This is a genomic window from Microcystis sp. M109S1 (genome assembly GCF_020247025.1).
GTDB lineage: Bacteria > Cyanobacteriota > Cyanobacteriia > Cyanobacteriales > Microcystaceae > Microcystis.
Genome location: NZ_JADBRW010000453.1, coordinates 1 through 14,786, shown reverse-complemented (window position 1 = coordinate 14,786; position 14,786 = coordinate 1). Strand labels below are relative to the sequence as shown.

The following is a 14,786-nucleotide window of genomic DNA, read 5'->3' as shown; positions in this document are numbered from 1 at the left end:
CCATGACCGAGATATTAACGCCAGTAAAAACATTTTGGCCGCAGGGCTTGCGGTGTCAGTCTGTAGAGCGACCATAAGACCAGAACAGATTTACTCTGTTAAGGCAGGTGCGGAACCCCGCAAGGGAAAGAAGCAGAAACCCAAATCGTGAGGTTTGGGAATCACCGTCCGTTTTACGGCGGTGAGGATGTCAACCATAAATAGGGGGAGTTTACCGTCCCATCTTTCGATCGCTTTGTTCTGTAAAACTTCTGGACTTAAGGAATCTTGGAGAATGCGATGAGCTGCCGCCTCTCCCTTAGCCAGATTGATTTTTACTTCCGATTCTTTCAAGGCTTTCAACACCATAAAACCTGCTTTTTTAGCTTCCTGTTCGGCAATTTGTTTGGCTTCCACCGCATCGGTAAAGCGATCAGAAAAGTTGACATGAACCAAAGAAATATCATCGACACCGATATGATAATTTTTCATTCTTTCGGTCAAACGAATATCCACTTCTCCTTTCACCTCCTCCCGTTTAGTAATTAATTCTTCGGCGGTATATTTAGCCATAACTGCCTTGAGAATTTCCTCAACTGCTGGATCGATCACTCGTTCAATGACAGCCGCTTCATCGCCAATTTGTTGAAAAATAGTATTAACTTCTGATGCTAAAATATGCCAATTAAGGGCCACATCTGTGAATACTTCCTGTAGGTCTTTGGAGGAAGCTTCGGCCGCTATCTGTTGTTTTTGAATTCTCACACTTAGTTTTTTCACCGTGTTAACAACGGGAATAATCCCGTGAATACCCTCATTAAGTATTTTATCCTGTACTTGACCAAAGACCATTAAAACTCCTCTTTCTCCCGCATTGACAATCACGAAAGGATTAAAAATAATCGCCAAGATTAATAACAAAAAAAAGAGATTACTTGGTCTAGCTAAAAGACGGATTTTGAGCATTTTAATTGATAATAGAGATAGTTGATGGGATGGGGTTGCAAATAAATAAAAGGGCTGATTTTAGGTTGGTAATTAGCGATAGCTTTATCTATTTTAAGAATTTTAGCAACTAGAAAATGAAGGTAAACTTGTCCTATATTATTTAGATGAAGTCAGATTTAGTCTCGTCCATTCTCTCGCTTCTGGCTGGCAAAATATCGGGAAATAAATGTCTATTTATAGTTACCATAGTCACCGATTAAATGTTTTAGTAATCATGAATTAAAACGATTATCTCGTTAGTTTTAGTCAGAAACTTGACCAAAAAGGCATTTATCTAAGAGAGCAATCGGGGTTATCCAGAAGCAATTATAACAAAATTTCCTTTGGACTAAATGGTACATTCTCATGCCACCAGTCTAGCTGGTACTTTCTTTTGTAGCAATTACCTTAACACAATCTAGTTTCGGCATAAAAGATATTTTGTATAAACGATATCTCGATAAATTGACTCGCAGAAATGGCTATGGTAGAACCCTAAATACAGTAAGCGGATAAGCCCACTGTACCCATTCCATCCCCTAACGAGGTCATTTATCGATGAGTCATCTTTTCATGCGGTCGCAGCACCTCGCCGCTCTTTTCAAAATCGCCGCCACGACCACTGGAGTGGCCTTGGCTCTAACAACCGGAACATCCGCGCGCGCGGCGGGTTTTCTCCCCTTTTCCTTTCAAACCAACGTTACGGCCAGTCCAGACCTAACTGGAAATCCTAATCTTCTCAACGATCCCACTAGAGATGTCCGTCTCGATTCGGTGGTTTTCAACGGTTTAACGGTCAGTCAGTTTGATCTGGTCAATGCGGGTCGGGTTATCCGCAACGATACCGCCGACGTTACCGTGGGGGGAGTCACATATACTAACGGAATTCTCCATGCGGGTCACGGACCGAAGACGACTAGCGATCCCCTGGTCGGGGAGGGTCCAGCGAAACCGAACCCCACCGACGCGGATATCGCCGCCAGTTTGGGCAATTTAAACCTGAATAGTCTCCTCGTAACCCGTGAGAACGCCGATACTGCAATTATCGAGGTTTCTTTCCTCCGACCGGTGAATACGTTCTTTTTCTGGGAACGGGGGGGAACGCCGGGGGGAACCGTTGCGGGGGATAGCGATTTACTGGTGGAAGCGATCGCGGACGATGGAACGACGGTTTTAGCCAGTTATAAAATTTTACGCGCGAACTACACGAAAGCGGACTATAACATCAGCACGATCGTTCCTCCCGTCCTCAACAACGGCCCGTTCAATATTGGTTCGATCGGGATTCGGCTCGACGGTATCCGCGCGCGAACTCTGCGCTTAACTAGCGAGCGCAACAACGATCCCCAACGTTTGAACGGAGTCGGCGATAACGGGCCAGATTTCAAAGTAATCGCCGCCGATGTCAAGGTTCCCGAACCTAATGTCGTGTTCGCAACCCTACTCGCAGGAAGTCTTGGAATCTTTGTGAAACGAGGCAAGGCTTGATCGTTCTACTCGAAGTAGGATAGGAAGTGAATGCTTTTAATGCTGTTTAAATGCTATCGACCAGCGAACTGTCATTCATGAAAAAATAGCGATAAATGGGTTAAAACCCTCTATTTATCCATTATTAAGGAGATAATCACCCTTTTTCCTTGATCGCACAGATCGAGGAATTTCCCCTTTATTTTCCTCCCTGAGCGCCTATGTCTGACCGTTACCGTTTCGAGACGCTACAAGTACACGCCGGCCAGGAACCTGCCCCCGGAACCAACGCCCGCGCCGTTCCCATCTATCAAACCACCTCCTACGTTTTCAACGATGCCGACCACGGGGCGCGACTGTTTGCCCTGGAAGAGTTCGGCAACATCTACACCAGGATCATGAACCCGACCACCGATGTCTTCGAGAAGCGGATCGCCGCTTTAGAAGGAGGTGCGGCAGCCCTGGCCACCTCTAGCGGTCAGGCGGCGCAATTTCTAGCGATCGCTAATATCGCAGCTGCGGGAGATAATATCGTTTCTACTAGCTACCTCTACGGCGGAACCTATAATCAGTTCAAAGTTTCCCTACCACGTTTAGGAATAAATGTCAAGTTCGTCGATGGCGATGAGGCCGAGGCTTTTCGAGCGGCGATCGATGATCGCACCAAAGCATTATACGTCGAGACGATCGGCAATCCCCGATTTAATATTCCCGATTTTGCCGCCCTGGCCCATATCGCCCACGAGAACGGCATTCCCCTGATCGTCGATAATACCTTCGGCTGCGGCGGCTATCTCTGTCGCCCGATCGAACAGGGCGCGGATATCGTGGTGCAATCGGCGACCAAATGGATCGGCGGTCACGGCACTTCCATCGGCGGAGTAATCGTCGATTCGGGTAAATTCGACTGGGGAAATGGCAAATTTCCCCAGTTTACCGAACCTGCGCCGGGTTATCACGGGTTGAATTTCTACGAGGTGTTCGGACCGTCCGGGCCCTTCGGCAATATCGCCTTTATTATCCGGGCGCGGGTGGAGGGATTGCGGGATTTCGGGCCAGCGTTGAGTCCGTTTAACGCATTTTTACTGCTACAGGGATTGGAAACCCTCTCCCTACGGGTCGATCGTCATGTATCCAACGCCTTGGCCCTAGCGAACTGGCTCAAAGAACAGCCACAGGTGCAATGGGTGGATTATCCCGGATTACCCGAACATCCTTACCACGAACGGGCGAAGAAGTACCTAAAACACGGCTTTGGCGGGGTTTTAGCCTTCGGGATTCGGGGCGGTTTCGAGGCCGGGCGGAATTTTATTAACCGGGTGAAACTGGCCAGCCATCTTGCCAACGTGGGCGACGCAAAAACCCTGGTTATCCATCCCGCCTCCACGACTCACCAGCAGTTAAGGGAAGAAGAACAGCGATCGGCGGGAGTAACGCCCGAATTAATCCGCGTTTCCGTGGGTTTGGAACATATTGACGATATTATCGAGGATTTCCAGCAAACTTTCCAGAGTTTATAACCAACCACCCCGCCCATGGATCGCCTAGACTTGATCTCCCCGGAAACCCGTTTCTATTCCCCACCGCATCCTTTTGTTCTCGAATCGGGGGCGGTTCTCGCAGGGGTGCGGATCGCCTATCGAACCTGGGGAATTTTGAATAACAAGCGGGATAACGGGGTTATTGTCTGTCATGCCTTCACGGGATGGGCCGACGTGGAAGCTTGGTGGGAACCTTTGTTAGGAACCGGACGCGTTCTCGATCCGACCCGCGATTTTATTGTCTGTAGCAATATTCTCGGCAGTTGCTACGGGACAACCGGCCCCACTTCGATCGATCCCCGTACCGGTAAACCCTACGGCCCGACTTTCCCGGAGATCACCATTCGGGATCTGGTTCACCTACAACGGCTGTTGATGGACGCATTGGGGATCGAGTCTTTGCGGTTGGTGATCGGGGGCTCCTTGGGAGGGATGCAGGTTTTGGAGTGGGCGCTACTGTACCCGGAGAGGACGCACTCGATCGCTGTGATTGCGGCTTCGGGACGACATTCGGCCTGGTGTATCGCGCTGGGAGAGGCCCAAAGGGGGGCGATCTACGCCGATCCGGATTGGCAAGGGGGAAATTATTCGATTGAGCGTCCTCCGGCGCGGGGTTTATCGGTGGCCCGGATGATGGCGATGACTACCTATCGATCGCACGCCAGTTTTGAGGAACGTTTCGGCCGTGAGTACGGGGAGGGGGGAGAGTTTACGATCGCCCGCTATTTAGAATATCAGGGGAGAAAGTTAGTCGAACGTTTTGATGCCAATGCTTATATCACCCTAAGTAGGGCGATGGATCGTCATAATGTCACGCGTTTGGGAAGGAGTTACGAATCGGTTTTACAGTCGATTCAACAACCGACGGCGATCGTGGCGATCAATTCGGATCTTCTTTATCCTCCCGTAGAACAAGAGGAGTTAGCGAAATATATCCCCAATTCGCAATTATTCTGGTTGCGATCGCCGCACGGTCACGATGCGTTTTTAATGGATGGCGATATGGATGCGTTGAATGATCTTCTCGTGGCTTTCCGTTTAGAAAGGGGAACTCGTGACGGTTGCGGGTTCGGGATGGCCGGGTAGCGATCGGTTTTGAGATGGCTCGCGGTACTATGGTTTATAGTCGTATACAAAAAGCGCGCATCTATGCAAAAAATTATTATTAAAAATTTCGGAGCGATCGAGTACGCTGAAATTGAGATTAAAAAGGTTTTAGTTTTAATCGGTGAACAAGCGAGCGGAAAGAGTACGATCGCTAAGTTGATTTATTTTTTTAAATCACTCAAAGATTATTTATTATCCAAAGATCAACTAAAAACATCAGATTCTCTCGATATATTCTCAAATTTTGTATTTCTTATACAAGAAAGATTTTATGATTTTTTTGGTTCTACACTTCATATACCCAATTTTGAGATAACTTATTATTATAGTCTTGAAAAAAATAAATTTATTAATTTAGTGCTTGATGATGAAAAAAAAATTAATGCCAGTCTCAGCAATAACTTTTTTAATGAAAATATTGAAAAATCTATAAATCAAATTAAAAAACTCTTAGAGGAAGATTTATCTGATGAGGATTTGAATTCTTACGCTCCTAATATAGGCATAATTAGATATATTCAAAGACTTTCTACAATATTAAATCAATCACTAGAATCAGTATTTGAAACAAGCCAGACCGATTTATTTTTTGTAATTGCAAGTAGAAACGTAACAGTAAGCTATTCTAATCAGTTCAATATGCGCTTATTCGCTGGGATACAAAATACACTAGAGAAGAATAATCAAAAATCTTCAAATAACAAACAACAAATTACAGATGATATTTTGATGATTGAATTTATAGAAAAATGTGAGATAATTAAAAATATTTTTGAAAAATTTGATAATTTTGACGGACTAATTAACAGATATGTAGAAGACGAAGCTAAAAAGCATCATCTAATAAATATAATGGAAAAAGTTTATAAAATATTAAAGGGTAGATATTGTATCGATAGTGATGGTGAAAAAATTGTACTAGATAGGCAATCTAAAAAATATGTTTATTTGCATAATGCTTCGTCAGGACAAAAGGAATCCATTAGAATATTACAAGATATTTTTCTAAATATTATTAATAATAGAATAATTTTAAGAATAATAGAAGAACCTGAAGCCCATTTATTTCCAGTTGCCCAGAAAAACTTAATTGAACTATTGGCAGTAATGGTCAATCAAAATGCTGATAACCAATTAATTATAACAACCCATAGTCCTTATATATTATCAGTTTTTAATAATTTGTTATTTGCTCAAAGGGTGGTCGATAAAAATCCACCTATAAAATCTGAAGTTATCACAATAATACCAGAAGATTACTGGTTGAACGCGGCTGAATTTGCTGCGTACTCGCTAGGAAATGAATTTTTAGATGAGGAGGCTAATTATTGTGAATCTATTTTTGATAGTAATACAGGAATGATCGCCCAAAACTATTTAGACACGGTTTCCGAGATGTTAGGGGGTGATTTCAATGAATTATATCAAATTCACGCAAGGACTTTTAAAAGAAAATGATAACGTTTGACGAAATCAAGAGCCATCTATCACAAAAAATAGACAGACTCGCTCAATTTGTACAAATTGAGGAAAGACAGAATTTTTTTATTATAGAGTACGAAAAAACAAAACAGTGTTTTATTATTATTGACATTAAGAAGGATACAAATACCTGTACTTTTAATATTAATATAAATGAAATTTCTATCATAATAGAAGAGTTCGATTATACAAAAATATTTGAAATTAGGAACGCTACCAAAATTGGGTTTATCCCCGTTGATGGTAAGCAGGGTTTTTTAGGGGGTCAATCTCACTGTGACTTTATTGTTTTTGACGTAAATGATTTTTGCTTCGTGGAATTGAAGCTAAACGCTACAAGCGAGAGAAAAATTAAAAAGAATCGAGAAAAAGCGATAGAGCAACTTGTTAGTACAATTAATTTTTTCAATAAAAAGCTAGACAAAAACTATCTAGACTTGAATCTAGAGGCGTATGTCTGTACACCCGAATTTTATCCTAGAGATGATGCGGCTTGGAAGTCTCTAGCGATCGAGTTTCTAGAAAATTACGGGATCGAGCTTTTCGAGAGAAATTATAAAATTTGTAAATAATAGGGCATAGGCTTTATCTTTTCTGTTGTTTATTGCGACGATTTTTGGTCACGAGATCGGGAAAATGGCTTAAATCCTCGATCGACTTCGGCGCGGGATAAATTTCTCCCGGTTCGGCCGTCACCCGATCGAGATAAACTTGAAAAGCCTCCTCATCCTCTCTATGTTCGAGAATATAGGCTCGCAATTCTTCGCGACTCATCGATTCAAATTCACGCTTTATCATACATACCTCCGATCGCCCATTTATATCTGATAATCCATGACGAAAACCACCTTACCCCCCCGTGCGTTGGCACTTAAGGCAGCGGTCATCTTCTTCGGATAGGGAAGATTGAGATTATTCATTAACTCAATAAAATCCTGGCGATTGCGGCCGGCGAAACGGGGATTCCAGCGCTTTTCCTCACCGATCGAGGAGACCGTTCTTCCCAGATAATCGTGACAGGGATAGACCAGCGTATCGTCGGGGAGGGTGAACAACTTCTCCGTTACCGTCTTGTATAACACCTCCGGCGAACCGTTCTGAAAATCGGTACGACCGCAACCGCGAATTAAGAGTGCATCCCCCGTTAATAGGCGTTTTTCATCGATGAGATAGGCTATATGACTATCGGTGTGGCCCGGAGTGGCGATCGCTTTTAGCTGCTGACCTGCCACAATCCAGATATCGCCATCGCGTACATAACCATCGATATCGCTCACTTCCGCATTTTCGGGAACGAGGATCGAACAGTTGGTTAACTCGCGTAAGCGGTGCGCGCCGGTGATATGGTCGGCGTGGACATGGGTTTCCATGGTGTAGCCTAGGTTTAACCCCAACTGCCAAAGAATTTGCCGATCGCGATCAACCTGTTCCAGGACCGGATCGATTAAAATCGCCTCCCCCGTACCCGAATCAGCGATCAGATAGGTGTAGGTACTCGATTCCCTATCGAAAAGCTGGCGGAAAATCGGCGCTGCCGGCCCGAATGCGATCGAGTAGGCCGCGGGGAGAGAAGTTCTCTCTTTAAGCGATCGCAACAAATCCCGGGCCAGTTCGGCCGCCTGTAAACGCAGTTCGGGAATGGCGGTGGTTTCCCAGAGATCGCCTTTGCGGGGATTTCCCAAGGTGTACAGCGTGTCCGATGCCGTACCGTCTGGCCTGAGAATCGCCCCGTTGTCCGCGGTTTCGATGCCGCAATTCAAAGGATGGGGACGGATTAACCCCCGTTGGCGAAGATGAACGACGAGGGGATCGGTTATGGTCGCGTAATCGTTACCCGCGCCGGTACAGTTAATGATTCGATCGATCGGTAGGTTTAACAGGTTTCCCGTTCCCCGTTGACGGATAGTAACCTCTACACAGCCGTTTTTAACCTCAGCACTCTCAATTCTTCCCCCATGATAGGTTAATTGTCCCGATTCTACGGCCTCGTCGAGGATACCGGCGATCTCGTCGGCGAGGCGATGGCGAAGAACCTCCCAATAGGCTTTCAGGTGGCGTAGAAATCTGGCGCGTTCCGCTATCGGCAGACAATGCCATAGACCTTGAGATATCGGGCGTAAGGCGTTTAAAACGGCGCGCCAGTCGTGACCTCGACTCTCTGCGGTTTTTACCTCCGCGCGAATCTGCCGTAGGAGTCCCCGCGTGGTCTGGGGCGCGGTTTCGAGGGTGAGGAACGGGGGATAGGGATCGGTGGGGCGGTGCGTTCGGGGGATCAGGCCATGACGGGAAACCGCGTGGATTTTGCCCGTGAATCCCCTTTGTGCCAGGGAAACCACCATATCCACCATCGTTAACCCCGTACCGACGATCAAGATCGTCCCGTCGGGTTTTAGCTCGGTGAGTGTGTCCGTCTCCCAAGCGTCGCGGAGATAGAGGGAATTGAGAGACGCGAGGGGTTGGGGAACCGTTGCGGGAAAATTGCCCAGCGCCAGAACTACTTTAGCGGCGCTGATTTTCTTGCCTCCTTTTAGGGTAATCGTCGCCTTTTCCCCGTCGAGTGTCAGATCGATCGCCGCATCGGTAAATGTTTCCAGACGGTGATCGGCAATGGCGTTTTCCCTCGCTTCTTCTAGGATCGATCGGATGTATTTGCCGTACACTAGACGCGGTACGAAGCTGGCCGGATCGATCGATCGATAGCCGTTATCCGCTAACCAGTGGAGGAAATGTTCGGGATCGTCCTCGAAGGCGCTCATTTTGCCCGCAGGAATATTGAGCAGGTGGCCGCTGTCTCGCGTTCCGTAGGCGATCCCCGTACCGAGGGGTTTTCGGTGATCGATCAGGGCGATCGATAATGGAGTCCCCGTGTCGCGTAACAGGTTCGCCGTCACGAGGGAACCACTAAATCCTCCCCCGATAATGGCGATGTCGAAAGTTGCAGAAAATTGATTCCGGTCAATGTAGCTCATAGATAACTATCGGGGAGGGAATTAGGGGTATGGTAAGGGTGTCCTTGGGGAGAGAAGAAGCGTTTGGTTGAGCATTTAGGTCATTGATAGGCGATGCCCATTTGTTGAAAAATAGTATTAACTCGCCAATGTCGGTTTTTGCAGGAAGCTTCGGCCGCTATCTGTTGTTTTTTAATTCTCATAACAAATCCTTTTATAACTTTTAAAGATGATTTAGTATTAGTTAGTCTAGCTAAGTGGGTGGGTGGAATTAAATATAAGATGAACGTAGGTTGGGTTGAAGCATGAAACCCAACGCCTGCATGGGTTACGAAGTGCGCTAACCCATCCTACAAATAATTTTGCCTCCCTACTTAAAAGACGATTTTTAGGCATTCTTGGTTAAGACATTAAAAATAAACGATAGGATTTGCTGTCAATTAAGATATAAATCCCTAGAACAATATAGATAAAAGGACTAATTTTATGTCCGTAGTTTGTAACCACTTTAGCTATCCTGGGATGGGTAATCAAAAAATAGGCTAGGGCGCACCAAATCCCCATCATGAGATAAAAAATTATCATGATAATTAAGACGTGCATCGGGGAATTATTGGCAAAAAGAGAGGTATAGATACCAATATTATCACCACCATTAGCCACAGTCACGGCAGCAACGTAATAGGTTTGGGAGGGAAAACGAGGAACAAAGGAGCGATTTCTAGAAGAATTAACATCTTCTCTTACTTCTTGAATGTAATCCTCATTTTCCCTTGACAAAAGTTGTTTAATGCCGATAATTAGAGGAATAAATCCTAATAGACCAATCCATTCTTTAGAAACCAGTAACCCAAATAGTAAACCGAGGGAACTAGCTAGGAGAATGAGGGTAAAACCGAGGTATTGACCAATAATCAGGTGTCGAGGTCGAAAATTAGCATTAAGTCGCGAGAAAAACAACATTAGCACCATTAGATCATCAAGATTTGTGGCTACAAAACTCGTCACGCTAGTAATTAAAAGGGTTACTAACCAATTCATAGATTGAAAAAAGAGATAATCCTTCCCATTCTAAATCTCATAGTGCCAGATTTCCTCCTCTCGTAAAAGAAGACGATGGACGGGAAGACGTTCCACGGACCCCTGTTGTTCAAGATGATTAAGTGCGCGGGTAATAGTGACTCTAGTAGTTCCTAATAAGTCAGCGATATCCTGATGAGTTAGACGCACATCAATTAATTGTCCGGTACCGGTTTGTTTGCCAAATTGATTGCCTAACCATGCCAGTAATTTCAAGACCATAATATCAGTACGTTTGTAGCTACGAATAATACTTAGTTCTTGTGCTTGCTGAAGATGAGACAGCAGAATTTCTGCCATTTGATAACTCTCAACTGTGGAAAAGGAAACTGCTTGCACAGGACTAATGCACTCAACTTGATAGGGATTGACTCTCTCTAGGGTTTTACCGACAAAACTGCCAGGTCCCCACAATCCCAAGACGATCAGGGTTCCATCTTCTAACCAAGTGGAGGTTTTCACGACTCCACTCTCGATTTTCCAGAAATTAGGATTTCTGAGGGGCAAAATTGCCCGATTATCAAAGTGCCAGCGATGGGGGGTTGGTGGTTGATAGGTAAGCGTCATGATTGGTAATTAATTTTGATTAGGTACTTAGTCAGTCAAAAGCACAAGGCTGTCGGTAAAGGGGCTTTTTAGACGAGTTAGTTTTTTTTGGAGAAATTTTGGGGTAAAAACGATAATTACCCCAAAAAAGACTGATTTTATGCCCTTGCAAGCCCTATTTATTTCGGGGTGTTAGTCTTCTCCAGTTCCGTCGTGGCCGAGGAGATCAGTTCTTGCCAAGCTCGATCGCTTTCCTGTAGAGTCTGTTTAACCGCGTCGATGGTCTTTTCCACGCGAGTTTTCAGGAAAGGGGAAGCACTGTCTTTGAGTCGTTCGGTGTCGTCGGCTAAGATATCGATCGTCTCGGAGGTATTAACGAGGCTCTTTTCTAGGGTAATAAGGTTGTTTTGCAGGGTTTCACTGAGTTTAGCCCCGGATTTGGTCAATTTTTTCGTCAATTTACTCACTTTTTCCCCTAGATCGTCAATATTATCCGCTAAGTCCTCTAGGTTGTCCTGTTGAGCTTCGATAATCTTCTTGTCGAGAGAAGGAGCGGCTAGTTGAGCATTTAGGTCATCGATAGCCGATTTTGCGGCTTGGATGGCTTTTTCATAGGCAATTTGGGCATCTTCGAGAATTTTTGGGCTAGAAACCTCATTTTTTTTCTTAACTGGTTCCACCACGGTGCCACCCGTTGCCGTGGCACGGTCGATGACGGCCAACTGTTCGGGGAGTAGGGGCAAGGCGATCGCATTTACTCTTCCCCCTAGGAGCAAAGTGACAGTTAAGAGGAAAATCAGCAGCCGGAAAACTTGATTTTTGAGGCTTTGAAAGCTCTTATTTAGGTTGATCATGATTTGATTTTCTCCTGTTCGGAAAATTGGTTAGTCTATCTGGATTTTATCATATCAAATTTTTATTTAACAAGAAATTTTATAAATAATTTATTGTATTTTTTGCCAATAAATTGCAGATAAAAATATAATCTTTTTGAGCCAAAAGCTAGTAAAGAAAAGCTTTTGCTCTCTCAAAGAAAATTAATTTTTATCAGTTTTTCATTAATGAGATGCTGAATTATCCGATGGATTTATTTCTTGATTAATCGGGGATATTTTCTTACGACCTTTAATATATTTGCCTAAAGATTTATTTTTCTTAAGTCGTTTAATGCCACTTAAAGTGCAGAGAGAGAATAGAGTTCCCACCAGAACCATCTGCCATAAACCGCAACCAGAAGCCGCGCCTAATCCTGCCGCTAACCAGATAGTCGCCGCCGAAGTCAAACCTTTTACTTGTACCTTATTTAGTTCCCGATGGGATTGTTGTAGGATGATTCCCGCTCCTAAAAAACCGACACCAGAAGCGACCCCTTGAATAGTGCGACTGAGAGCATTAGAAGACGCATAACCCACATCTCCCTCCGCTTGTAGGGGAATCATCACGAACAGGGCAGCCCCGAGACTAACGATGATAAAAGTTCTCAATCCGGCGGGACGACCGCCTCGCTGTCGGTTATAACCAATCAGACAGCCGACGGCCATAGCCATACTCAGCCGAAAAATAATCGTTTGCCAATCTTCCGAGTCAAAAAACATTGCTTAACCCATCAAATGAGATAAAAACTTCCCCTAACCAATCAAGGCCTTTTCCAGATCCCGCTTTTAATCGTTCCTATTCTCGATCCCGATCGATAATCCTAGTAAAGCTGTTGTTATACCTCGTTTTAAGCGTTCTTTTTCCGGCATTGTCTGGTGAGTCATCAAAGAGGGATAACAGACCAAAGACTGTCCTATTAGTCGATATCTTCGAGGTCTTTAAACAGGGCCGTGCTGAGGTAACGTTCCCCGAAACTAGGCTGAATCATGACGATTAATTTATCTTCGTTTTCGGGTCTTTTGCCCACCTGAATCGCCGCCCATAAAGCGGCCCCGGCCGAGATGCCGGATAGTAATCCTTCCTGACGAGCTAACCGTCGCGCGTAGGCGAAAGCCTCTGTATCATCGACGATAATCACCTCATCGATTAATTCGGGGCGGAAAATTGCCGGGATAAAACCGGCGCCGATGCCTTGGATTTTGTGCGGCCCCGGTTGTCCCCCCGATAAGACAGGACTATTAGAGGGTTCAACTGCGATCGCTTGAAATTGGGGACGACGGGGTTTAATGGTTTCGGCAATACCGGTAATGGTTCCCCCGGTTCCCACGCCACCAATAACCATATCTACCTGGCCGTCGGTATCGGCCCAGATTTCTTCGGCGGTGGTTTCCCGGTGAATTTTCGGGTTGGCCGGGTTGCGGAACTGTTGCAAACTATAGGCGTTGGGGGTGTTTTCGACTATTTCCTCGGCCCGGGCGATCGCTCCTTTCATGCCTTGGCTACCCGGGGTTAACTCTAATTGCGCCCCGTAAGCTTTTAACATTGCCCGTCGTTCTAAACTCATGGTTTCAGGCATAGTCAGGACTAGGCGATAGCCTTTGGCCGCCGCTACCATGGCCAGGGCGATGCCGGTATTACCGGAAGTGGGTTCCACCAGAATTGTTTTATCGGGGTGAATCAGTCCAGCGGCTTCAGCGTCCTCCACCATACTGACACCAATGCGATCTTTAACCGAGGCGGCCGGGTTCATGCTTTCCAGTTTGACGACGATGCGAGCTTTTACTCCCTCTGCCACTGGGATGCGATTCAGTTGGACTAGGGGAGTCCGTCCTACCAATTGGGTGATGTCTCTTGCGATCGGCATAATCCCACTTGCTTTATACTTGTTGGCTATTTTGATTATATATGTATTTAAAATGTTTTGCAATACTTTTTAAGTCAGAGTACACTGCAAAATGCTGGTGTTGGCACCTCTGATCACAACGTCGGCGGGGATTATCCCTGTCGATTTTTTTGCCTTGCCACTTTTTTTGTATATCAAAGCACAATCGACAAAATTGCCCCCGGAAATTTCCCTCAATTTAGTTAATTATTATTGGTATATAAAAGCACATTTGTTTAAACAACTTAAACGAATTATTAGAGAGATGAAAAGAGTGATACTTTTTCTCAGTATAGGGTTACACATTTAAGAAAGTTTTCTGAGATTTGTGCTGAAAAATTATTTTTTTGCGGTTTTTTTAGGAAACAATTTTTAATAAATAAAAGTAGGAAAATGGTCTATAAAATAATTCATGGCAAAAACGAAGTGTGTCTAGGAGCGTCAATAAACGCTAAATTCAATTAACAAGAATTGTTCCTCGATATACAAAAAAATCTGGACAAGGGAGAGTAAACTTTTTTCAAGGACGATAGTATAGTCCCAAGAAAAAAACTCCCAGATACTTTATCGGAAAAAATAAAGAAAAGCCAGAGAAATCAACCTCGATATTTTGCCGAAACCAATCATCATTATAGGAGATGAAAACTATGGTGTTAGATGCCTTTGCCAAAGTCGTTTCTCAGGCCGATACCCGGGGGGAATACCTGAGCGAGAATCAAGTCAATGCCCTAATTGCCTTCGTCAAAGATGGTATTGACACTCCCATCGCTAAAAGCGAGGGATTCTTGGTTCACTGAGTTTCCTTAATCTGGCAGGACGTATCCAACCAAACCAGAGGGAATCTCTCCCCAAGCGTATTAGTTTCGGTATGCCCTACCGTACTTAGTCCCT

At 44.9% G+C, this 14,786-nt stretch carries 14 protein-coding genes and 3 pseudogenes; 7 read left to right on the top strand and 10 right to left on the bottom strand.

Annotation, left to right across the window (positions count from 1 at the left end; translation table 11 throughout):
• Nucleotides 1–151: pseudogene (locus IM322_RS22210) on the top strand (RNA-guided endonuclease TnpB family protein); the annotation flags it as partial.
• On the opposite strand, the gene IM322_RS22205 reads toward IM322_RS22210, so the two are convergent.
• The gene (locus IM322_RS22205) at nt 91–945 is read right to left on the bottom strand and encodes a prohibitin family protein (protein WP_287675699.1); all 855 of its coding nucleotides are present in this window, start codon (nt 943–945) and stop codon (nt 91–93) included. The pseudogene IM322_RS22210 and the gene IM322_RS22205 sit on opposite strands and share 61 nt — an antisense overlap.
• 579 nt (nt 946–1,524) lie before the next feature.
• Between IM322_RS22205 and IM322_RS22200 the strand changes: the two genes are divergently transcribed.
• From IM322_RS22200 to IM322_RS22180, 5 genes are all read left to right on the top strand, one after another.
• A complete protein-coding gene (locus IM322_RS22200) occupies nt 1,525–2,454 on the top strand; it encodes an exosortase-dependent surface protein XDP2 (protein ID WP_287675698.1) in 930 nt (309 codons plus the stop codon).
• Between the two features lie 200 nt (nt 2,455–2,654).
• A complete protein-coding gene (locus IM322_RS22195) occupies nt 2,655–3,953 on the top strand; it encodes an O-acetylhomoserine aminocarboxypropyltransferase/cysteine synthase family protein (protein ID WP_287675697.1) in 1,299 nt (432 codons plus the stop codon).
• A 15-nt stretch (nt 3,954–3,968) separates the two neighbouring features.
• A complete protein-coding gene (gene metX / locus IM322_RS22190; protein WP_287675696.1) occupies nt 3,969–5,060 on the top strand; it encodes a homoserine O-acetyltransferase MetX in 1,092 nt (363 codons plus the stop codon).
• A 63-nt stretch (nt 5,061–5,123) separates the two neighbouring features.
• A complete protein-coding gene (locus tag IM322_RS22185; protein ID WP_287078822.1) occupies nt 5,124–6,539 on the top strand; it encodes an AAA family ATPase in 1,416 nt (471 codons plus the stop codon).
• Entirely contained in the window at nt 6,536–7,135 is a 600-nt protein-coding gene (locus IM322_RS22180) for a hypothetical protein (RefSeq protein ID WP_287675695.1), read from the top strand. Before IM322_RS22185 ends, IM322_RS22180 begins: the two co-directional genes overlap by 4 nt.
• Before the next feature lie 13 nt (nt 7,136–7,148).
• Here IM322_RS22180 and IM322_RS22175 read toward each other — a convergent pair whose 3' ends face one another.
• The 9 genes and pseudogenes from IM322_RS22175 to cysK form a co-directional block, all read right to left on the bottom strand.
• Nucleotides 7,149–7,361: a DUF6887 family protein gene (locus tag IM322_RS22175; RefSeq protein WP_287675694.1), complete on the bottom strand. Its 213-nt coding sequence runs from the start codon at nt 7,359–7,361 to the stop codon at nt 7,149–7,151.
• Nucleotides 7,362–7,381: 20 nt separating this feature from the next.
• Nucleotides 7,382–8,089 carry an MBL fold metallo-hydrolase gene (locus IM322_RS22170; RefSeq protein WP_287675701.1) on the bottom strand — a complete coding sequence of 236 codons (708 nt, stop codon included), beginning with the start codon at nt 8,087–8,089 and terminating at the stop codon, nt 7,382–7,384.
• Nucleotides 8,090–9,052: 963 nt separating this feature from the next.
• A pseudogene (locus IM322_RS22165) lies at nt 9,053–9,532 on the bottom strand (FAD/NAD(P)-binding protein); the annotation flags it as partial.
• 381 nt (nt 9,533–9,913) lie between these two features.
• Nucleotides 9,914–10,552 (bottom strand): cadmium resistance transporter, encoded by a 639-nt coding sequence (locus IM322_RS22160; RefSeq protein WP_287675693.1) that lies wholly within the window; start codon nt 10,550–10,552, stop codon nt 9,914–9,916.
• Between the two features lie 30 nt (nt 10,553–10,582).
• A complete protein-coding gene (locus IM322_RS22155; RefSeq protein WP_287076879.1) occupies nt 10,583–11,158 on the bottom strand; it encodes a Crp/Fnr family transcriptional regulator in 576 nt (191 codons plus the stop codon).
• A gap of 158 nt (nt 11,159–11,316) precedes the next feature.
• A complete protein-coding gene (locus tag IM322_RS22150) occupies nt 11,317–11,991 on the bottom strand; it encodes a hypothetical protein (RefSeq protein WP_287675692.1) in 675 nt (224 codons plus the stop codon).
• A 204-nt stretch (nt 11,992–12,195) separates the two neighbouring features.
• Nucleotides 12,196–12,732, bottom strand: a complete 537-nt coding sequence (locus tag IM322_RS22145; protein ID WP_287076874.1) for an MgtC/SapB family protein — start codon at nt 12,730–12,732, stop codon at nt 12,196–12,198.
• Between the two features lie 66 nt (nt 12,733–12,798).
• On the bottom strand, nt 12,799–12,918 hold the full coding sequence (locus IM322_RS22140) for a PLP-dependent transferase (protein WP_287675691.1): 120 nt from the start codon (nt 12,916–12,918) through the stop codon (nt 12,799–12,801).
• 11 nt (nt 12,919–12,929) lie between these two features.
• On the bottom strand, nt 12,930–13,877 hold the full coding sequence (gene cysK, locus IM322_RS22135; protein WP_287675690.1) for a cysteine synthase A: 948 nt from the start codon (nt 13,875–13,877) through the stop codon (nt 12,930–12,932).
• Nucleotides 13,878–14,542: 665 nt separating this feature from the next.
• On the opposite strand from cysK, the pseudogene IM322_RS22130 reads away from it, so the two are divergent.
• A pseudogene (locus IM322_RS22130) lies at nt 14,543–14,647 on the top strand (phycocyanin subunit beta); the annotation flags it as partial.
• Between the last annotated feature and the right edge of the window lie 139 nt (nt 14,648–14,786).